Raw genomic sequence first — 20,561 nt, forward strand, 5'->3', positions numbered from 1 at the left:
AATCTATTTCATTGAACGATTCATGCATATTCCCCCTTATATTGTGAACAATAAATGAAAATACAAGTGGAAGGTTGAGTGGAATGAAAAAATTAGCAGTTCTTTTTCTATTCCTTCTATTCCTTACGGGTTGCAGCGGAAGTCATCAAGCAACACCAAGCTATGATGAGATGAAGAAGATGATGACAGATGCAATCCAGACGGAAGACGGAAAAAAGGCACTCCGTAAATTGATGACTGATCCCGAGTTCAGGGAATTATTAGTCCTTGAACAACCAGAAGTCAAGCAGAGCATTGAGAATGTATTGCTTTCTAAAGAAGGAGAACGTTTTTGGAAAACGGCTTTTGAAGATCCTAAATTTACTGAATCCATTGCAAAGAGCATGAAAAAACAACAAGCGGATATCATGAAAGAGTTGATGGCAGATGCTTCTTTTCAAAAGGAATTGGAGAAGTTTTTTGGTCAACCTGACATGATGAAACAAATGGAGAACATCGTGAATTCCGCAACGTTGAAAAAAGAGATGGAGAAGGCCATAGAAGATACAATTAACAGCCCTTTAATGCAGGCGAAGTGGCAAGAACTCATCATGAAGGCCGGCAAAGGTGCTACGGGGGAATCTTCCAAGGATGGTGGTAAAGAACAAAAAACAGACGAAGAAGGAAAATAATTCTTTCTTCGTCTGTTACTCATTATTTTTTCGTTTTTTTGATTACTGTATCAGCAACGTCTAAATAGATTTTCCCTATCGGATGATCTTCCGCATAAACGGAAGGTGCAAAGTCCGTTTCATTCCAGTCAGGTTGACCGAGAGGAATTTGGCCTAATAATTCTGTACGAAGTTCTTCGGATAGACGAACACCGCCACCTTGACCAAAGACATATTCTCTCTCGCCCGTTGCTTCCGATGCGAACCAAGACATATTTTCAATCACACCGAGTAGTTCATGTTCAGTCTGCAATGCCATCGCTCCCGCACGCGCTGCAACGAATGCCGCAGTTGGGTGTGGAGTAGTCACAACAATTTCTTTGGATGCCGGAATCATTTGGTGAATATCAAGCGCTACGTCACCTGTTCCTGGTGGTAAGTCGAGCAACAAGTAATCCAATTCGCCCCAGTCTACGTCACGGAAAAATTGATCCAACACTTTTCCAAGCATAGGCCCACGCCATACAACAGGTGCGTTATCTTCAACAAAGAAGCCCATTGAAATTACTTTTACGCCAAAACGCTCCACTGGCATGATGCGATCTTCTCTGACTTCAGGCATTGCTGTAATCCCCATCATATCGGGAACACTGAATCCATAAATATCTGCATCGATCAAACCAACTTTTTTGCCACGTCTTGCTAAGGCTACTGCTAAATTGACGGAGACAGTAGATTTCCCTACGCCGCCTTTACCAGATGCAATTGAAATAAATTCAATATTGGATACAGGGGATAAGATATCTTGTGTTTCCGCTTCGGTGACTGTACCGCGGAATTGCTCTAATACCTCTTTAGGTAACTCTTCAAATCGTATGCCTACAGAGTCTGCTCCTGCACCTTTCAACACTTCTACTATTTTTGATTGTAGCGTCAATTGCTCTCCGGTATTCACTTTCGCAATCGCGATTTTAACACTGACGTGTTCTTTCTCAGGTTTAATGGTGATACCCACAACACCATTCGTTTCTGCCAATGTTTTATGTAAAAACGGATCTTCCAATGCGCCAATCAATTCACGGACTTGTTGTTCATTAATCACATGTAACACTCCTTACTGAATTCATTCACTCCTTTTTAGTATATCATATTCCCTATTCACCCAACCGTCATATGCATTATTGCTCTTCAGCAAGTTGATATTTTACAATTCCATCTACGATCGCTGCGGCTACTTTTTTCTGATACGATTTATTTGCCAACAACTTTCTTTCTTCCGGATTGGATAAGAAACCTGTTTCTACTAACACAGCCGGAACCGGCACTTTTTTCAACAAGTAGACTCCTGTGATTTTCATCGCTTCCCGTTCGGTATTTTTCAACTGATCACGCAGTTCGTATTGGATGGACGTCGCTAGTTGCTTACCATCTGGATGGCCGCCTGGATGATAAAATACTTGCGCCCCTCTCCAACGTTCTTCTGGAATCGCGTTAACGTGTACGCTGATAAACATGTCTGGCTTCGATTCTACCGCCATGCTTTCACGTAGTTTCAAGTCTGCAAACTTTCTGCTTCTCAATGAAGTGAACTTTTCGGATGGTGCATGTTCCGCAACTGCATCGCCACTTTTCTCCCTAGTCATTTCAACAGTTGCTCCTTTTTTCTTCAATAGTTTACTTACTTCCTGCGAAATGTTTAACGTAATATCTTTTTCAATGAGTTCACCTGCCGAAGCCCCCCCGTCTTCCCCACCATGTCCAGGATCAATGAGGATACTTACCCCACCGAGTTCTGAGGGCAGAAAAAAGCCACGATCGGATGCTTTGACGCCGTATAACACTCCACCTAATGAGAAAATGATTAGCATTACTGCCACAATCCACTTTTTCATACAGACACCGCCTTTTTCTTTCACTATACGCTTGGTCTTTTCAGGTTATGTCTTTCTAGTAGGTGACAGGAAGTTTAGAGTTGATAATAGATTGGATTACCGTAGGCTACGAATTGGTATCTGCGAGGGCAAGGCGGTAAGCGTGTGTATACTATGGAGTTAGGAAGCGCTACTCCGTACGGATGAAAGAGCGTACAAAAAAGCCGTCGCAAGAAGTTTTTCACTTCTTACGACAGCTTTAGCTTCGTGTATTATTTTGTTTGGCCTTCCCACGCTAGCATGCCGCCTACCATGTTTGTTACATCAAAGCCTTCGTCAGCCATAAGCTCTTGCGCACGGCCGCTTCTGCCGCCTGAACGACATACGAGAATGTAAGGTATTTCAGCATTCAAGGCATGCATTTCGACTGGCAGATTACCGAGAGCGATGTGTTCTGCGCCTGGAATCATACCTTCTGCTACCTCGTCATCCTCGCGCACATCAATGATATTCAATTCCTTACCGCTTTCTAGTTGCTCTTGTACTTCTTTTGCAGTTAATTCTTTTAAAGTCATGAGTAATATCCTCCAAAGTGTTTAATGTATTTTTATTCTATCTTGCTTGGTTGAGCATTGTCTATTGAAATGAACTAATTAGTATTGTTGTAATTCTTTCGTAGTATGTCCACGATTTTCCCATAATCTAGTCGTGTCCGCTACTGCGACAATCGCTGGGATATAGCGCTCGGATTCTTTAATAGGCAGCCCCAGACGGGATATAAATGAGGACAGTTCCATCATGAAGTCACCGCCACTTACTTGCAAATTATATACTAGTTCTGAGACTTCTGCGTCTACATCCAATTGATCACCGAAATCCTCTTTTAACATATTTTTCACTAGTAATTGCTCAGGCGTTACTTGTACATACTCCTCGTCAATGTAACACAATAATTCTTCTCTTTCAGGTATATAATACGGCTTTCTTGTTGCAGTTCGTCTCAGGTTATCCTTCTCCGCTTCTTCGCTTGTCGCTTCTGCTACAAATTCGTTTGATTGAATATAGACGAAGCACTCCTCTAGTTTCTCTTTCACTTGCGTAGATTGCAATAACCTTTCTATTTCATCCAATGGAATCTTCTCCTCATTTTGATCATTGTAAATCTCCACTACTTTTTCAATAGGCACAATCCCATATAGATTAGTGCACGCCACAATATACTTCAGTAGCATTTCTTTATTCAATATACACACGCCTTTCGCTGATTTTTATACATTCCCTATGTACTCTTTCTGTATTGTATCAAAACTATTACCTATTGTTCTGCCTGAGAACATTTTGATCATCCTTGAAGGTTTCATAATATACTATACCAACTAGAAAATTCAGGAGGAATGGTATGGGCGCTATAAATGGCAACGAGTTTGTGCGTAGAATAAATGAGCAGGATGCGGAGATTTGGCTGGATGGACAGCAATTAAAAGGACCTATTTCTAAACATCCAGCTTTTAAAGGGCTTATTGAAACAAAGGCCTCTCTATATGATTTACAATCATCACCTTCACATAAGTCTCTCATGACATACGCCTCCCCAGTCACGAACGACCAAATTGGACTTTCTTACTTACAACCGAAAACCAAAGCGGATTTACAGAAACGAAGAGTTATGACAGAAGAATGGGCAAGACTTTCCTGTGGCTTACTTGGTAGAAGTCCAGATTACCTCAATACGGTGATTATGAGCTTTGCCTCTTCTTCTCCACACTTGCTCGGCAAGGAAAACTGCTTTCCAGAACATATTCAAGCGCTTTATGAACGGGCACGAGAAGAAGATCTATCTTTTACTCACACCTTCATTACACCGCAGGTCAACCGATCACAGAATGCCTTGAATACGTCAGATGAACCGATTTCCGCGAAGATTGTAGGCAAGACATCTGCAGGGCTCATCATTAAGGGAGCAAAGCTATTAGCCACACAGGGCGGCGTGACGGATGAAGTATTGGTGTTCAGCACGCCTTCCTTTCTTGGGGATTCTGATGAAGCTTTCGCCTTTTCCATTCCTTCCAGTACAGAAGGTTTACGTTTTCTTTGCAGGGAATCATTTGTAGGTGGGAATTCTACGTTTAATTACCCACTGAGTTCACGGTTTGAAGAGATGGATGCTATAGTTGTTTTCGATAATGTTCTCGTTCCCTGGAAGCGTGTATTCTTTCATCACAATAAGGAAGTAGCTTCGGAATTTTTCTCAATGAGTTCATTTCATCCATTTGCTACCCATCAAGTCATTACGAGACAGATCGTCAAGACGGAGTTCATGTTAAATTTAGCAGAGCAACTCGTCCAAACGATTAATATAGCGGAATATCTCCACATTCAAGAGAAATTATCTGAAATAATTATAGGGCTCGAAACGATGAAAGCCTTGCGAGATAAATCCGAAGCCGATGCATTACTCGATCAATGGGGATATATGTGTCCAAGTGCAATACCACTTCAAATTGCTAGCAATATTTTCCCCAAAGTCTATCCGCGTTTTAGTGAAATCATTCAGCTAATCGGAGCGAGTGGGATGGTTGCACTACCTACCGATAAGGACTTCCATTCAGCTATTCAACCTGACCTCGCAAAGTACCTACAAGGGGCTACGACAACCGCATTAGAACGTGTCCAACTATTTCGGTTGGCTTGGGATTTGACCATGAGTTCGTTCGGCACAAGACAAACACAATATGAACGGTATTTCTTCGGTGATCCAGTTCGCTTATCAGGTCATCTATACCGATCCTATCCAAAAGATGCAGGACAAGAAATGATACGCCGTTTACTCTCAGATTAAATGAAAAGTCAGTAATTTGCCGAAATTATGTCAGCTCATCTTATTTGCCAGATGCTACACTTTGTATATGGAGTTGATGATTATGGTGCTATCTGTAAATAGAATAGAGCTATTTCAAGAAGCAATCCAGTTTATTCACAGTTGTTATGATGAACTAGGACTTTCTCAAGAAGAACAAATCAGGCGCGTGAAGGAGATTGAAGAAGAGATTATCCAAACGGGAACGTATACCCATACTGAATCCGAACTGATACACGGTGCGAAAATGGCTTGGCGAAACAGTAATCACTGTATCGGCCGATTGTTGTGGGAAACACTGGAAGTATTTGATGAACGACAAGTCACTACTGCTGAAGCAGTATTTGAAAAATTGAAGCATCACGTAGATTTTGCAACGAATGATGGAGATATACGCTCAACCATTACAGTCTTCGCTCCCCGTGTGCAAGATAAAGACCCCCTAAGGATCTGGAATCATCAATTAGTTCGTTATGCTGGATACAAGGAAGGTTCCACAATCATTGGTGACTCTACATCTATTGAAATGACTAAATTATGTGAAAGCCTTGGCTGGCAAGGAGCCAAAACACCTTTTGATGTATTACCGCTTGTCATCCAAGAGGATGGGAAATCTCCGCGGCTTTTTGAATTGCCAAAGTCGTTAGTTAAAGAGGTACCTATCAGTCATCCCGAAATCAAAGGATTTTCCGAGTTGCACACAAAATGGTATGCCGTTCCGATCATTTCCAATATGCGTCTTGATATCGGCGGGATTGAATATCCCATGGCACCATTTAACGGCTGGTATATGGGTACGGAAATTGGAGCGCGTAATCTTGCAGATGCGGATCGTTATAATCTTTTGCCGTCTGTCGCCCAACTGATGGGGCTAAACACGAAATCCAATCGATCTCTTTGGATAGACAAAGCACTTGTAGAGTTGAATATAGCCGTTCTACATTCCTATCAGCAAGAAGGTGTCACACTTGTTGATCATCATACCGCAGCTAAACAATTCAAATCGTTCGAAAAGAAAGAGCAAAGTGCAGGAAGAAAAGTGACAGGTAACTGGGTATGGCTCATTCCACCACTATCACCCGCCGCTACCCATGTTTATCACAAACGGTTTGCCAATGACATTATAACACCCAATTTCTTTTATCAAAAAAATCCCGAATAAACCAAAGCCCCTACGCCATATTATATGGTCTAGGGGCATTGGCTTATTGAACAGGTATTTCTTGAAAGTCAATGCGAATAAATTGACCCGTTTCAGCTGAATAAGTGATAGTCACTATCACACCGAATTCTCGTTCTTCATCTTTTAACCAAAGCTGAAATTTTTCCACACTCGGCACGTTCTTTGAGTCGGTTGCAATATGCAAATAATCCTTGATTTCTGCGTGAGGATATTTGAGCATCGTTTGCTTGATCGCAAGCCTCGACCACTTAGCGTATGCCGGCACTTCTACCTTACTAAGGGTGGCAACCGGCGCCTCGCTAGTGCCCGTCACGCTTGTTACTATCACCCCAAGTGCCAAGATGATTTTCGCAAAAATAGCACGCACCTCCTTTTGGAATAGCATGCGCTGTTTATATCCATTCAATTCTAATGAATAACATCCAACTTAACTAGTTGCACGTTTCTTATAGATTAATTTGTAATCATCTGTCCTTCTAGCATACCGGGCCACATTTGCTTCGTGTAGGCCATGTCCCAGAACATATACTCATATCGAGTCGTATTAAGGAAGATCTCTTCTAACCTCACTAATTCTGATTCAGGCTTGCCTTCTGCAGTTTCATCCATTAATTCCAAGCACCAAGTAGCCAACTCGCCAAAGTCTTCCGATGAATACATGCGAATCCAGTCACCGTACAATGGATGTTCCAACGCACCAGGTAATTCCGAAAGCTCTTTGCCGATCTCCCAGTAGCTCCACGCACACGGTAATAATGCAGCGACAACTTCCGCTAGAGAACCATTTTGACTTACATGTAGCATATAGTGAGTGTACGCTAAGACAATTGGAGACGGCTGAGCATTCTCTAGCTCTTCCTCGGTAATGCCAAAGCGTGCGGCATATTGACGGTGAAGTTCCATTTCTGTGTGTAGTGTACCGTTAAGCAATGCAGCAAATTTACCCATCGTCTCTACATCAGTAGCCTTCATCGTGCCCACGGCAAACACTTTCGCATAGTCAATTAAATACAAATAATCTTGTACCATATAAAATCGAAACTTCTCCTGATCCAACAGACCATTTCCGATCTCTTGGACAAACGGGTGACTATGATTCTGTCTCCAAATCGGTAATGTCTTCTCTAATAAACGTTCTGTAAACTTCATGTATACTCTCCCCTTTTTTTTGATAAATGAAAAAACCACTTCTTGATAAGAAGTGGCGGAGAGACATCACAGAGCACAGAAATAAGCTAAGTAACATCTACACCACTTCCTTACGCCGGTATGAATCGGATCAAGTTAAAGGGTTAAAGCATATGCTTCTCTCAGCTCCACAGAGCACCCCTAGCGGTATCAACTATTTCATTTGTATATTCATTGTAGGCTTACAGTATCAGAAAGGTCAAACGGAATGAGATTACACGTAGCCTACATACAACACAGCAATTGGCAGAAGGCCTTAAATTGGTCTTACTCAATCGAATACGTTTATTCGACACTCTTCACGCTGTGTCAATTTGTTATTCTAGATGTTCTTTTAGCTTTTTCTCAACATCTTCTTCTATTTTTTTTACGCGCTCTTCTTCTAGTTTACGTCGTGGTTTGGGATGATACCATTCAATTTTTCCATTAATGAATGTACCTTTAAATTCCTCGCCTTGAATCTTCAATTTAAACGACTGAAGTGGTCGAGTTTGCCTTCCGCTATTCGATTGTTCGATCTCAATATTATCCGCTTCACTTCGAATCCCTTGCTCGGATAATAGTTCCAAGACCTCATCCTCTATAGCAATTACTTCTTCTTCACCAACATCATGCATGGGATGTGGATTCAGCCAGTGGATTTTACCGTCATGATAGTCACCTTTATAATTACGACCTTCTAAGATGAGCTTAAACTGAATTCGCTCGTACTGCCTGTCCTCAAAAACTTTTTCTGCTTCAAAGTCATCTACCACAGGGAACACCTCCATAAATAGTATTAAGCCTCTTTTTATAAAATGGCTCAATTTACATTATTCATTATTACTAATTCAAACCTTCTAGTCCAAAGTTTAAATACCCATCATTCCTGTTCACGTATAAATCCTTTTAAAAATTTAAACTCCAATATATCTTAGCAATAGGTCGATGTCAAACCCATTAATGTCCTACTATGCTTTATATGATTCGAATATACAGTCCAAGGACCGCAAGTCGTAGCAAACTTACACTCCGTACACACTAGTACATCTTCACGAAAACCAATCTTCACATATGCGTAACAACCTTCTTGTAGCCTTTAATAATTGCCACGAGTGTCAAACCAATACACGCAAGGACTGCTTTAAATTCTATTGACTTGACGGACAAGATTAATCCTCTAAATGACACAACCCGTATGTATAATAATACCCAAATTCTTGTGTTTCAATCATTTGAACAGTGACAAAGTTCCTTGAAAAAACTACAAAACATACACGGAATAACTTAGCCTTCTTTAGTACTTTCCATACATATTTATTTTTGCAGCACTAGCATAATGTACAGAAAATGCCCAACAACTCATTGAATTGTCGGACATTTTCTAGTACTTCCTTAAGAAACTCGGTTTCATTTGATTCCATTCTTCGCTAATTACGTGGTGGCAGACTGAAATAATCCGCTCTATGACTTGTGTATAGTTTGCCAAAATGCGTATAGTGAAGCCAGGAACGGCAAGCTTAGACAATCCGAATGCAAATTCTCCAGCCTCTTGTTGAAGAACTTCATATAATCGGTCCAATAAAGCATCATTCGTTTTTTCACCAACGACAATTAACGAACCCAAATGTGTGTATCCTTCCATAAAGCCTAACTCATTCATATCTTGTGACGCTGGATGAAGTTTAATATGGTCAAAGACAACAAGTTGACCCTCCATATAAATCTCGGTTTTTAAACGGAGCATTTCGTAGCTGAATTTTTCTCCTTCCGGCGACCAGCCCGGAGTCAATATTTCGGCATATAGCAAAGTTGCTCCTTTTTCCATGTATACACTATTTTTCTGATAGCAACTGGCATCTTTGTATGCAATAATCGCATCCGGTAAGTACTCTAGATAACTATCTTTTTTCATACGAATGACTGTCTCTTGATATACTTGCTCGGTCGGTGTTCTATATACTTTCGTCGCTGACTGGGTCGTCAACGTCAGCATCGCTCGTTCACCAAGCGTGACTTTCATTTGATACCGATCCCCATCTAAATAGCCACCGCCAGGATTCAATAAATAATAGCATGGATAACTATTCTTATTGAAATAGACGGGACGCATCACTTTAAATGCACCTTGAAAGTAAACGCTTTTCGCCACGGAGCGTCCTTGTCGATTTTCCATGACGAGGTCAAGAACACCTGTCCATTCAGACATCTTGTCCTAGCCCTTTTAACAAAGTGTGTTTTCTGACCCATTCAACCACTTCATCTAGTCCTTGATCATCTTTTAAATTGGTGAAAAAGAAAGGTTTATTTCCTCTAAAGACTTTTGTGTCGGACTCCATTACCTCAAGTCTGGCACCGACATATGGCGCCAAATCCGTTTTGTTAATAATAAACAAATCAGATTTAATCATTCCTTGTCCACCTTTACGTGGGATTTTTTCACCTTGCGCTACGTCAATTATATAAATGGAAAAGTCCACGAGTTCTGGACTGAACGTAGCCGCTAGGTTATCACCACCACTCTCTACAAAAATCAACTCGAGGTCGGGATGTTTTTCTTCCAATTCATTAATCGCCGCGAAATTCATCGAGGCATCTTCACGAATTGCCGTATGTGGACAGCCTCCTGTTTCCACGCCAACAATACGGTCTTCCGGAAGAATACCGTTCGCAACTAAAAATTTGGCATCTTCTTTCGTATATATATCATTGGTAATAACCGCCATACTCACTTCGCCATCTAATGCGCGTGTAATTTTTTCAACAAGCATGGTTTTTCCCGCACCAACTGGTCCACCGACACCTATTTTAATTGGTCCCATTCTAAGCACATCCTTTTTATCAATTTCATTCCATTCATTACGAACTAAAAATACGTATTCCAACACGTTCATGTTGCATTTGTGAAAGCTCAAGGCCTGGCGATACAACGCCAAACTCTTCTTCGTCTAATTTCATTATTTTGTCTGTCGTTTGTTGAAGTTGTTGTTGAAAAGTGTAAATGATTTTCTGTCCAGCAGTTTGTCCAAGCGGGATTGCCCGTACAGCATTTTGCACGAGACTAACAACCGTCGAGTATAGGTAATATAAAACCGTTGTATTCTTTTCTACTTGAAGATGATGTCCAATCATCGTAAAAACAATGGCTGGATGACCAAAAGCTTGTTTATCACGAATTTTTTGGGCATAGGTAGTTAACACAGGTATTTTGTAAATGGCTTCTGCAATGTTTAACATCCTATCACCCATACGTTGTGTACCATCACGTGATTCACGAGCAAGATTCTGTACAGTCAATATGCGATCCAATTCCCAAATCCTGTCAAGGTCATCGATATCCAGCGCATCATAAGAGAGTCTTACAGCTAAGCCGTCTGCATAAGCAAGCTGTTCATGCACATAGACATGTAACCATTCAGAAAATGTGTCAGCATCGGTGACCTTGTTTTTTTGAATATAGGTTTCTAATCCGAATGATTGACTAAAAGAGCCAATGGGAAAACTAGAATCGCATAGCTGTAACAAGGATAATGCATGATTAGTCATGGCTATGCCCAATATGACGAAAAGCCTTTGCAACTTTTCGTTCTTCTCTTTTGAATGGAATATCCATTTCCTGTAGCAAATCTTCAACTAAATAATCGTATTGCACAAGCATGTCCTCGTCTTCAAATTGCGCAGGCAAATGACGATTTCCAAGTTGATGAGCAATCGTTCCCATTTCAAGCATTGTCCGCGGGCTAATAATAAGTAAATCGTCAGAAAGGACATCAATCAAAATAATATTCTTATCATCCATAAACAGAATGTCTCCCGCTTCCAGATCACGTGGTTTTTTTAATCGAATTCCAATTTCACGTCCATGATCGGTTTCTACGCGTTGAATTCTCTTCATTAAATGTGCACTTTCTAAGTACACTTTCTCTTTATGACGGCTTTCATACTCGCTTGGGTCTAAATCCCTGATATTCATCACGATTTCTTCTACAATCATTTTCTTCACCTCAGAATAGGAAATAGCGTTGCCCCATTGGCACCTCGTCAACTGGGTCACATGTTATAAGCTTTCCATCGATTTTCACTTCGTACGTTTGTGGATCTACATCAATATGTGGCGTAGCAGTATTTAACTTCATATCTTTTTTTGTTAGACTCCGTATGTTACGGACAGGCAGTACTACTTTTTCAAGTCCAAGCTTCTCTTTAATTCCTTGATCATATGCGATCTGTGAAACAAATGTAATAGAACTTTGCGGCAATGCCTTCCCGAGTGTTGCGTACATCGGACGGTAGATCATTGGTTGCGGTGTAGGAATCGTTGCATTTGCATCGCCCATTAAGCTAAATACCGCCATCCCACTTTTCAAAATCATCTCCGGTTTGACTCCAAAGAACTTCGGATCCCAAAGGACCAGATCAGCCATCTTACCAACTTCAATTGAACCAATATACTCGGATACCCCATGAGCAATAGCAGGATTAATCGTATACTTAGCGACATAGCGTTTTACCCGATTATTATCCGAGTGCTCACTGTCACCTTCCATCACGCCAAGTTGCTTTTTCATTTTATGAGCTACTTGCCACGTACGAAGAGCAACTTCACCGATACGGCCCATCGCCTGAGAATCGGAGCTTGTCATACTAAAGACACCCAAGTCTTGTAATATATCTTCCGCTGCAATCGTTTCGTTGCGAATGCGTGAATCTGCGAATGCGATATCTTCTGGCACAGAAGGATTTAAGTTATGCGCGACCATTACCATATCCAAATGCTCATCAATCGTATTAATGGTATACGGCAATGTTGGGTTGGTAGAAGCCGGCAACACATTCATCATGCCAGCCGATTTAATCAAATCCGGAGCGTGTCCGCCTCCTGCACCTTCCGTATGATACATATGAATACCGCGACCATTAATCGCCTTGATCGTATCTTCAAAGAATCCCGATTCGTTTAATGTATCCGCGTGAAGTGCGACTTGTACATCATATTCATCAGCAATTCGTAAAGCATGATCAAGAACTGACGGTGTCGCGCCCCAATCTTCATGGACTTTCAACCCAATCGCCCCGGCAATTATTTGTTCTGCTAAGGGAGCTCCTGCTGCCGCATGCCCTTTACCTGTTAAACCAATATTGATTGGCTGTCCATCTAAAGCCTTCAACATGGAGTGAAGATGCCAAGCACCCGGTGTGGCAGTCGTAGCCCTAGAACCATCTCCTGGTCCAGCTCCACCACCGATTAGTGTGGTTGTCCCCGCCGTAAGTGCAACATCTACTTGTGCCGGATTAATGAAATGCACATGCGTATCAATTGCGCCAGCCGTAATGATTTTACCTTCCCCCGAAATCACTTCAGTGGAAGCTCCAATAATAATGTCTACTTTGTCTTGCACAAGCGGATTACCTGCTTTTCCGATACCCGAAATTTTACCGTCGCGAATCGCTAGGTCGGCTTTATATATCCCCGTATAGTCAAGAACGACCACATTCGTAATGACTGTATCAGGTACTCGTTCATCTTCTTCACGCGTAATGAGCGGATGTTGCCCCATTCCATCACGAATGACTTTCCCACCACCAAATACAACTTCTTCTCCATACTTCGTAAAATCTTTTTCAATTTGGATGAATAAATCTGTATCTGCTAATCGAACAGAATCTCCCGTTGTCGGTCCGAACATTTGAGCATATTGCTCTCTATCCATTTTAAAACTCATTTCGTATTCCCGCCTTCCAATGGTCCGTCTACTTTATTGTGAAATCCGTAAACTTCTCTTTCTCCAGCATAGTCAATTAGTTGTACTTCTTTTTCGTCGCCCGGTTCAAAACGAACAGCAGCACCTGCAGGTATATTGAGACGTTTACCGTACGTCACTTCCCGATCAAACTTTAATGCAAGATTCACTTCATAAAAGTGGTAATGAGAGCCGATTTGGATAGGTCTGTCGCCATGATTAATTACTTGTACATGTATACTTTCCGTGCCTTCGTTACAAATAATTGGTTCATCTTTTAAAATATATTCGCCTGGTATCATCGTTACGTCCCCTTTCTTTTCATAAACAATTTATCTTATTGGATTATGCACTGTGACCAACTTTGTTCCATCTGGGAATGTCGCCTCTACTTGAATATCATCGATCATTTCTGGAATGCCATCCATTACATCTTCACGAGATAAAATCGTTGCACCATAAGACATGAGTTCTGCCACAGTTTTACCGTCTCTGGCACCTTCCATCACCTCATACGTAATTAGAGCCATGGCCTCTGGGTGGTTCAATTTAAGTCCTCGTTCTCTTCGTCTTCTAGCAACATCTGCAGCAACAACGATCATTAGTTTATCCATTTCACGCGGTAGTAATCGCATTGTTCAACCTCCTAAAATAATAATATGTATTATATTCCAATAGTGCGCTTCTCTCATAATCCACTTTAATAGAAGAATTTAAATATTTCGAGTATTTAACAAAATCTTAATAGCTTACATCAATTTCCGGGTAAACTAACGCCATCTCTTTTAAATTAGGCCCTGTACAAAGCAACACGTCAAAGAAAAAGTCGGTATACCGACAGCATCCCCTTAAGTTAGTTAGCATAAACGTTGCCACGCCTTATTTTTTGCTATTAAATGACTAATAGGCAGTCATCGACGCAAGTTTGAACTATACATATAATGTAACAAAATGTGTTATATAATGGTTTGATCGCAAGTTGATCCGATTGTGATTCATACATCCGGGGAGGATCGGTGAATCTCTTGGGTATTCGAAACAACTGGAGTGGGGGGATGGTGTCCATTTTCCTCAAATTAAAACAGTGGTAAACGGCTGGGAGATACTGCTACTAATTTATTGTACAGTTTTGTGGCGAAGAATCAAGTGTTCCTACTCATGAAGGTGCGGGCACAATTAACTACTTGTAGAAGTGACGAGTAAGGCCGATAAAACAGTTTAATTATTCATTCTATCGACCGCTCAAATTCATGACCATTTTATATTTTTTTAAAAAACTCATCCAAGTCTTACTCATTGATGCCTTAATGCGTTTAAAACGACAGACATTGAACTGAATGCCGTACTGCTCCGGCTACCCAATGCGTCAACAAGCCAAGTGTAGCAGCTGGAATACCGATTGTGTTATAGAAAAAGGCAAAGAATAGAATTTATTCTAAACTCCTATAAGCAATATTGGGTTCAGGATAGAACAATGGTATTGCTACGTTCAATTACATCGTTAACGTTCATGTTCAGTGTATTTAGTTTATAAAAATGTATAATCGGGTATTCCTTTTCATCAAGTATCTAAAGTTCGGTTTCCCGCTATGAAGGAACATTCGACAATTGAGGAAGGTACCAGGTCTACAAACAATTGGCTGGGACTTGATACTTTTTAACCTTCCGATTTTTAGCGGTGGGAAAATCATTCATTATCAAATGCTTCGGGATAAAATGATTTCGCAAGCATTTCAATTGTAATAGGGATTCGCACACCCTCGAAAGTATAATCAAGTGGCATCACTGCAACCCTATTATTTTTGATCGCGTCAATACCCGCCAAGGCAGGGTTACTAAACAGGACTTCTTTCTTTTGCCCGACTGTCATTTCCCCGTAATCCATGATGACAATCACTTCAGGATCTCGTTCGACGACATCTTCCCAATTAACGGTTGTCCAGTTTTTAGGTATATCTCCAAATATGTTTTCTCCACCTGCTACTCTTATCATTTCAGTCAAAATTGTCTGAGTCGCTGTAAAGGGTGTTTCTGTTCCACTATCATAAATAAATACACGAATCGGCTCTTCGACTGCTCCAATCTGCGTATCAATCTTTTTAGACACGTCTTTAATTGAATGTTGAAGCGACTTTATCAATTCATCTGCCCTGTCCTCTACTTTGAAAATACGACCGATGTTTTGAATATCTTGATAAACATCTTCCAGCGTCGGACCTATGGTATTAGAGGATTGATGGGTATACGTCTTAATGCCAATTTCGTTCAGTTTTTTCACCGAACCTAGACGTTCTTCTTGAAATATTGTATCCCATCCTGCATAGACGAAGTCAGGATTCACTTCCAGCAGAACTTCTTTTGAAGGCTGCATACCGCGTGAAATAACGGGGGTTCTGGCAAATTCCTCTTCAAACTTTGGTAGCACTTGATTTGGATTTGCACCGACAGTTCCTGCAATATGGTCTTCTAATCCAAGTTCCATCATGAGCTCCATCGGGTGTAAGTCTTGAGTAACTACCCGACGTGGCATTTCTTCATAAAGAATCGTCCCATTCTTTGTTTCAATAGAAACTGGCTCATAGATACCTTCATTCTTTATTTTATCCCCATCTGTCTCCGCGGTAGAAGTCTCTGTCGTATTGTCTAATTCACCGCAAGCAGTCAGAACTAACATAACCATGATTACACACAACAACATATATTTTTTAATCATTGTCCGGACTCCCATTCACATCATTTTTGTAATAAGACATTCCATCCTTTATTTTAATGGGTACGTTGTTCTACGATGCAATGATCCTTTTACTCCAAGAAAGTCCAGATATAAAAGTCTCTTATATCTAGGCTTAGCCTATTTGCTTCATCACCTTTAAAAAGCTCATTCAAATAGATCTGGATAAAATCCTTTTGCCAGCGTTTCCAGTCCGCTTGGAATTCGAACAGACTGCTCTGCATCTGCGTGCTCGATAGTGACATAACGCTTATTTTTGACTGCTGTAACGTCCTGAAGAGATGGAGTATTAGAAATCGTACCCATCAATTGCTCAGGAGTTGTTCCGCAACAGTAAGCTAATACTATCACCTCGGGATCGCGCTCAATTACCTCTTCCCAACTAACTTCAGGCATCCATCCTGTTAACTCACTGAAGATATTTTCTCCGCCTGCTAAACCGACAACATGAGATCGTATCATATCTCCCCCAGTGGTAATCGCAGACCCGCTATCGCCACCGCCCATATAAAAAACTCTCACGGGCTCTTCGTCACTTATTTTTTCTTGTACGCTCTGTACAGTCTCATTTATTGACTGGATCAATTCATCTCCACGACTTTTAACGCCGAAAATACGGGACACTTCATGAATCTCTTTGTACACCATATTTTCCAAAGTTGCTGGTTTTCCAGCCGCCTCCGGTATATAGGATTTTACACCGCGTTTTTCAAGTTCGGCAGTCGTTCCTACTATACCGTCAACAAAAAAGTCGTCGGACCCCATGACAAAATCAGGTTCTACACTTAGTAGCACCTCTTTAGAAGGATACATTTTGGATAAAAGTGGAACGTTCTTCACTTTCTCTTCTAACCCAGGTGCTGCTTTATCCCGTGGAAACGAGTAGCCTACAAGATACTCGTCTAACCCAAGTGCCAGCATTAATTCAGCGTTATCTTGCATCAACCCAACCGTTCGTTTTGGCGGTTCAGTAAACGTAACCTCGCGACCGAAATTATCTAGCGTTACAGGCTCGTAAGTTTCAGCGTTATCTGCTTCATTTATCTGATCATTAGAAGAACCATTCTCTATTTTATTGTCCGATTGACCGCAAGCGGAGAGAATTGCCAAAATTAAGATTATGCTTAACCATATCCAATACTTTTTATTCATTAGACTAACTCTCCTTCATACTTTGTAATAGAAGGCATAGATTCCGGCAGAAAGGTAATATGCGTCTTTCCGGTTATTGGATGTTTGATAATATGTGTATGTACTCGGAATATTTCTTGTAGGATCTTCTCTGTCAATACTTCTTCGGGGCGCCCAGCAATAGCCATCTGTCCTTGATTTAATACATATATGTAATCGCAATAGACCGAGGCGATATTTAAATCATGAAGAGCCGCAATGACCGTGATATTTAACTTCTTAACCAAATCCATCAGTTGAAGCTGATGGTGAATGTCCAGATGGTTCGTTGGCTCATCGAGTACCAGATATTTCGCTTGCTGCGCAAGGGCCCTCGCAACCATGACTCTTTGTTTCTCTCCGCCCGACAATGTGGAGATTAGACGGTCTCCGTAGCTTTCGAGTCCTACTTTTTCAAGTGCCTCTTGTGCTATTTGCATATCTTCAACCGAGTCAGTTTCCATGACCTTCTTATGTGGTGCTCGTCCCATCAGCACGATTTCGATTACAGAAAACTCAAACGTATGTTGCGATTCCTGGCTGACTACCGCCATTTTTTGAGCTGTTTTCTTTGCTGACATTTCATATAAGTTCTCACTATCCAACAAAATTCTCCCGCAATCCGGCTTGTTTATTCGATAAATACTTTTTAACAATGTAGATTTTCCACTTCCATTCGGACCAATCACTCCAACAAATTGACCCGGCTTCACCTTAAGATGTATATCCGAAATAATTTTCTTTTCCTGTATGCTGGTTGATATACCTTCAACTGCTATGCTCACCCTCAACGACCTCCGAATGAATAGGAACTTCTTCGTAATAACCAAATGAAAAATGGTCCTCCACACAAGGCGGTTACCACACCTATCGGCAATTCTTCAGGAGCTACTACGAGTCTTGCTACAATATCTGCCCACACCATAAAGACCGCACCAAATAATGCGCTAATCGGCATGACCCTTTTATGGTCCGATCCTACAAGTAGGCGTATCATATGCGGTATCATCAATCCAATGAAACCGATTGCTCCACTCACTGCAACGAGCACTCCAGTTAATAGAGAAGTGACGACAATTAATATTTTTCGGAATGCGTCAACGTTAATACCTAACGTTGCAGCTGTATCTTCTCCCATCAATATAAGATTTAATGTCCGTGATTGGTACAGCAAAAATGTGAAAACTACTACAACGGCAGTGGCCGGTATTGGCAGAACCGTCCAGTTTGCTCCCGTTAAGCTTCCCATCATCCAATACATCGCGCTTCTAATACCTTCTTCTTCAGGCGCTGAAAGCACAATGACATTCGTGACAGCGCCCAAGATCATCGAGATCGCAATTCCTGCAAGCAACAAGCGTATTGTTGAAATCTGTCCACTCACCCGCGCAAATGTATAAACAAAAACGACGGATAAAAACGCCCCCAGAAAAGCGGCAATCGATAACGCATACTGTCCGAAAAATTGCAATGCACCAAACAGAATGACGAGTGTAGCACCAACAGAAGCCCCGGACGATACCCCTAGAATATAAGGATCTGCCAAGGAATTTCTGACAAGCGCTTGAATTCCTACCCCAGCAATAGCCAATCCAGCGCCTACAATTCCTCCTAATAAGGCACGGGGAAGTCGTAATTCCCATATAATGTTTTGCTGGGCAGTCGTCCAATATGTAGTCATCTCATCTCCAAGAAAAGGGATATTAGACAACACAATCTTCCAAACAGTTACCATATCAATTGGCACTGGACCGAGCATTACAGAAAATGTCAGCGACAGGAAAAGACCAAGTGGCAGAATCAACAGCAAAACTTTGAAACGTTTTTGATGCATGTTTTGTTTCTTTTCACTGCTCTTCATCTTTCTTACTTGTGTTGATTCTACAAGTTCGTCAGTCTCTCTTGCGAAAGCAAGATTTTTCACTCCCATTTCCCCTTTCTGCTAATAGATGTATTAAAATTTTCAGATGTCTAATTAATGTTGATGTTCGTGCACATACCCATGCTCCTCGACATAAATACGGAAATTCTCTAAATCTTGCATTCCCGTCGAAGTGCCATCCAAGGCTTGATTCATTCGTTCTAGCAATATCGTTCGCAACTTGGGGTGGTAGCCAAAATACTTGGCAATTTCTATTTTTGTTTGTGGATAATCCTGTCTAAATTGTTCCGCCATTTTATTCATTCTTTCCATTAAGATCCCCGTGAATAAAAAGTAAGGCAGCATAATTACTTTTTTCGCGCCTAATTCTATACAGCGCTCCATACCGTCCTGTATCGTGGGCGTCGCGACCCCCATAAAAGCATTTTCAATGATTGGCACATTTACTTTATCCTGTAACAATCTACTAATTTTATAAAAGTCATCTTTCGCGTCCGGATCACTGCTGCCTCGTCCAATAAAGAGGATGGCTGTATCCTCGTTTTTCTGATTCATATCAAATTTAATTTCAGTAAGTCTTGTTGTTAAGATTTCAATAACCTCATCATGGACACCTATCGTTTGACCATAAGTGAATCGAATATCCGGAAACTGCTCCCTTGCATGTTCAATTTCGGCTGGAATATGCAGCTTTGAGTGTCCTGCGTGCAATAAAATGATCGGAATCACATGGACCTCACCTGCACCCTTCTCGATACATAGTTGAATTCCATCTTCAATATTTGGCGATGCAAATTCCAAAAAACATGTTTCTACAAGTAGGGACGAATCGATATGCTCTCTCATCTGTTTGATAAATTGGCGGACCTCTTCATTTCCTGTCTCCAACCTACTACCATGTCCGACAAACAATACAGCCTTCTTCACCGGTCCTCTGGTTTTTCTATATTTATTAATCCCTTTAAAGCGTGTTTCACCACGTTTTCGTTCGCTGCGCTCCATTGAATAAATGATCGACTTTTCCTCAACTGTTTCATGAACAATTGCCCGTGCCGTTTCTTCTTGTTGCACGGAATACCATGTTCCTTTTGGGTAATCGATGACTACGCATTTGTCCCTGCAACGTCCATTGCAGCGTGTACGTGATGTGTGGATATGCTCGTCTAAACGATTGCTACGGATTTCATCACGAATTTGTTGTGTAACATCTTCGGCTCCAGCACCCATACAAGTATCGCCATTGCAAATGAGTAAGTGACGTTGCATCTGCGTTAAATTCCATGTTGTCATAAAATATGACCTCCCACTC

At 41.2% G+C, this 20,561-nt stretch carries 22 protein-coding genes and 1 riboswitch; of the genes, 3 read left to right on the forward strand and 19 right to left on the reverse strand.

The genetic code is table 11. From position 1 onward, the window contains the following. The first annotated feature begins 83 nt into the window (after positions 1-83). Positions 84-671: a spore germination lipoprotein GerD gene (gene gerD, locus CSV63_RS04725; RefSeq protein ID WP_099694790.1), complete on the forward strand. Its 588-nt coding sequence runs from the start codon at positions 84-86 to the stop codon at positions 669-671. Positions 672-693: 22 nt separating this feature from the next. Here the strand turns inward: gerD and CSV63_RS04730 are convergent, their stop codons facing one another. The 4 genes from CSV63_RS04730 to CSV63_RS04745 form a co-directional block, all read right to left on the reverse strand. After that, positions 694-1,752, reverse strand: coding sequence for an Mrp/NBP35 family ATP-binding protein (locus CSV63_RS04730; protein ID WP_099694791.1), 1,059 nt, complete (start codon positions 1,750-1,752; stop codon positions 694-696). A gap of 76 nt (positions 1,753-1,828) precedes the next feature. Beyond that, the gene (locus CSV63_RS04735) at positions 1,829-2,542 is read right to left on the reverse strand and encodes an N-acetylmuramoyl-L-alanine amidase (RefSeq protein WP_099694792.1); all 714 of its coding nucleotides are present in this window, start codon (positions 2,540-2,542) and stop codon (positions 1,829-1,831) included. Between the two features lie 251 nt (positions 2,543-2,793). Further along, on the reverse strand, positions 2,794-3,096 hold the full coding sequence (locus tag CSV63_RS04740) for a rhodanese-like domain-containing protein (RefSeq protein WP_099694793.1): 303 nt from the start codon (positions 3,094-3,096) through the stop codon (positions 2,794-2,796). A 78-nt stretch (positions 3,097-3,174) separates the two neighbouring features. After that, a complete protein-coding gene (locus tag CSV63_RS04745; protein ID WP_099694794.1) occupies positions 3,175-3,765 on the reverse strand; it encodes a hypothetical protein in 591 nt (196 codons plus the stop codon). A 155-nt stretch (positions 3,766-3,920) separates the two neighbouring features. On the opposite strand from CSV63_RS04745, the gene hpaB reads away from it, so the two are divergent. Then, entirely contained in the window at positions 3,921-5,360 is a 1,440-nt protein-coding gene (gene hpaB, locus CSV63_RS04750; RefSeq protein WP_099694795.1) for a 4-hydroxyphenylacetate 3-monooxygenase, oxygenase component, read from the forward strand. Positions 5,361-5,442: 82 nt separating this feature from the next. After that, positions 5,443-6,540 (forward strand): nitric oxide synthase oxygenase, encoded by a 1,098-nt coding sequence (locus CSV63_RS04755; protein ID WP_199203603.1) that lies wholly within the window; start codon positions 5,443-5,445, stop codon positions 6,538-6,540. Positions 6,541-6,583: 43 nt separating this feature from the next. On the opposite strand, the gene CSV63_RS04760 is transcribed toward CSV63_RS04755, so the two are convergent. The 15 genes from CSV63_RS04760 to CSV63_RS04830 form a co-directional block, all read right to left on the reverse strand. Beyond that, entirely contained in the window at positions 6,584-6,967 is a 384-nt protein-coding gene (locus CSV63_RS04760) for a DUF3889 domain-containing protein (RefSeq protein ID WP_233191948.1), read from the reverse strand. A 47-nt stretch (positions 6,968-7,014) separates the two neighbouring features. Continuing rightward, on the reverse strand, positions 7,015-7,710 hold the full coding sequence (tenA, locus tag CSV63_RS04765; RefSeq protein WP_099694797.1) for a thiaminase II: 696 nt from the start codon (positions 7,708-7,710) through the stop codon (positions 7,015-7,017). A 90-nt stretch (positions 7,711-7,800) separates the two neighbouring features. Continuing rightward, positions 7,801-7,902: riboswitch (TPP riboswitch) on the reverse strand. A gap of 164 nt (positions 7,903-8,066) precedes the next feature. Beyond that, entirely contained in the window at positions 8,067-8,504 is a 438-nt protein-coding gene (locus CSV63_RS04770; protein WP_233191949.1) for a YheE family protein, read from the reverse strand. Between the two features lie 608 nt (positions 8,505-9,112). Beyond that, a complete protein-coding gene (locus tag CSV63_RS04775) occupies positions 9,113-9,937 on the reverse strand; it encodes an urease accessory protein UreD (protein ID WP_099694799.1) in 825 nt (274 codons plus the stop codon). Further along, positions 9,930-10,550: an urease accessory protein UreG gene (gene ureG, locus CSV63_RS04780; protein ID WP_099694800.1), complete on the reverse strand. Its 621-nt coding sequence runs from the start codon at positions 10,548-10,550 to the stop codon at positions 9,930-9,932. Before ureG ends, CSV63_RS04775 begins: the two co-directional genes overlap by 8 nt. A gap of 37 nt (positions 10,551-10,587) precedes the next feature. Continuing rightward, complete coding sequence (locus CSV63_RS04785) at positions 10,588-11,274, reverse strand: urease accessory protein UreF (protein WP_099694801.1); 687 nt, start codon at positions 11,272-11,274, stop codon at positions 10,588-10,590. Further along, positions 11,267-11,722 (reverse strand): urease accessory protein UreE, encoded by a 456-nt coding sequence (ureE, locus tag CSV63_RS04790; RefSeq protein ID WP_099694802.1) that lies wholly within the window; start codon positions 11,720-11,722, stop codon positions 11,267-11,269. Before ureE ends, CSV63_RS04785 begins: the two co-directional genes overlap by 8 nt. 10 nt (positions 11,723-11,732) lie before the next feature. After that, positions 11,733-13,451, reverse strand: coding sequence for an urease subunit alpha (gene ureC / locus CSV63_RS04795; RefSeq protein ID WP_099694803.1), 1,719 nt, complete (start codon positions 13,449-13,451; stop codon positions 11,733-11,735). Then, the gene (locus CSV63_RS04800) at positions 13,448-13,771 is read right to left on the reverse strand and encodes an urease subunit beta (protein ID WP_099694804.1); all 324 of its coding nucleotides are present in this window, start codon (positions 13,769-13,771) and stop codon (positions 13,448-13,450) included. The genes ureC and CSV63_RS04800 overlap by 4 nt, the downstream gene beginning before the upstream one ends. A gap of 30 nt (positions 13,772-13,801) precedes the next feature. Continuing rightward, positions 13,802-14,104, reverse strand: coding sequence for an urease subunit gamma (locus CSV63_RS04805; protein WP_099694805.1), 303 nt, complete (start codon positions 14,102-14,104; stop codon positions 13,802-13,804). Positions 14,105-15,156: 1,052 nt separating this feature from the next. Further along, a complete protein-coding gene (locus CSV63_RS04810; protein ID WP_158233914.1) occupies positions 15,157-16,182 on the reverse strand; it encodes an ABC transporter substrate-binding protein in 1,026 nt (341 codons plus the stop codon). A gap of 165 nt (positions 16,183-16,347) precedes the next feature. Further along, positions 16,348-17,352 (reverse strand): ABC transporter substrate-binding protein, encoded by a 1,005-nt coding sequence (locus CSV63_RS04815; protein ID WP_099694807.1) that lies wholly within the window; start codon positions 17,350-17,352, stop codon positions 16,348-16,350. Beyond that, a complete protein-coding gene (locus CSV63_RS04820) occupies positions 17,352-18,155 on the reverse strand; it encodes an ABC transporter ATP-binding protein (RefSeq protein ID WP_099694808.1) in 804 nt (267 codons plus the stop codon). Before CSV63_RS04820 ends, CSV63_RS04815 begins: the two co-directional genes overlap by 1 nt. 2 nt (positions 18,156-18,157) lie before the next feature. Continuing rightward, a complete protein-coding gene (locus CSV63_RS04825) occupies positions 18,158-19,231 on the reverse strand; it encodes a FecCD family ABC transporter permease (RefSeq protein WP_369823798.1) in 1,074 nt (357 codons plus the stop codon). A 114-nt stretch (positions 19,232-19,345) separates the two neighbouring features. Then, positions 19,346-20,542, reverse strand: a complete 1,197-nt coding sequence (locus tag CSV63_RS04830) for a CbiX/SirB N-terminal domain-containing protein (protein ID WP_099694809.1) — start codon at positions 20,540-20,542, stop codon at positions 19,346-19,348. Positions 20,543-20,561: the final 19 nt, after the last annotated feature.

Source organism: Sporosarcina sp. P34, from assembly GCF_002743375.1.
GTDB lineage: Bacteria > Bacillota > Bacilli > Bacillales_A > Planococcaceae > Sporosarcina.

Coding starts and splice junctions, on each gene's coding strand:
- gerD (WP_099694790.1), top strand. CDS start 84: ATGAAAAAATTAGCAGTTCTTTTTCTATTCCTTCTATTCCTTACGGGT.
- CSV63_RS04735 (WP_099694792.1), bottom strand. CDS start 2,542: ATGAAAAAGTGGATTGTGGCAGTAATGCTAATCATTTTCTCATTAGGT.
- CSV63_RS04740 (WP_099694793.1), bottom strand. CDS start 3,096: ATGACTTTAAAAGAATTAACTGCAAAAGAAGTACAAGAGCAACTAGAA.
- hpaB (WP_099694795.1), top strand. CDS start 3,921: ATGGGCGCTATAAATGGCAACGAGTTTGTGCGTAGAATAAATGAGCAG.
- CSV63_RS04755 (WP_199203603.1), top strand. CDS start 5,443: ATGGTGCTATCTGTAAATAGAATAGAGCTATTTCAAGAAGCAATCCAG.
- tenA (WP_099694797.1), bottom strand. CDS start 7,710: ATGAAGTTTACAGAACGTTTATTAGAGAAGACATTACCGATTTGGAGA.
- CSV63_RS04775 (WP_099694799.1), bottom strand. CDS start 9,937: ATGTCTGAATGGACAGGTGTTCTTGACCTCGTCATGGAAAATCGACAA.
- ureG (WP_099694800.1), bottom strand. CDS start 10,550: ATGGGACCAATTAAAATAGGTGTCGGTGGACCAGTTGGTGCGGGAAAA.
- CSV63_RS04785 (WP_099694801.1), bottom strand. CDS start 11,274: ATGACTAATCATGCATTATCCTTGTTACAGCTATGCGATTCTAGTTTT.
- ureE (WP_099694802.1), bottom strand. CDS start 11,722: ATGATTGTAGAAGAAATCGTGATGAATATCAGGGATTTAGACCCAAGC.
- ureC (WP_099694803.1), bottom strand. CDS start 13,451: ATGAGTTTTAAAATGGATAGAGAGCAATATGCTCAAATGTTCGGACCG.
- CSV63_RS04800 (WP_099694804.1), bottom strand. CDS start 13,771: ATGATACCAGGCGAATATATTTTAAAAGATGAACCAATTATTTGTAAC.
- CSV63_RS04805 (WP_099694805.1), bottom strand. CDS start 14,104: ATGCGATTACTACCGCGTGAAATGGATAAACTAATGATCGTTGTTGCT.
- CSV63_RS04810 (WP_158233914.1), bottom strand. CDS start 16,182: ATGATTAAAAAATATATGTTGTTGTGTGTAATCATGGTTATGTTAGTT.
- CSV63_RS04815 (WP_099694807.1), bottom strand. CDS start 17,352: ATGAATAAAAAGTATTGGATATGGTTAAGCATAATCTTAATTTTGGCA.
- CSV63_RS04825 (WP_369823798.1), bottom strand. CDS start 19,231: ATGAAGAGCAGTGAAAAGAAACAAAACATGCATCAAAAACGTTTCAAA.
- CSV63_RS04830 (WP_099694809.1), bottom strand. CDS start 20,542: ATGACAACATGGAATTTAACGCAGATGCAACGTCACTTACTCATTTGC.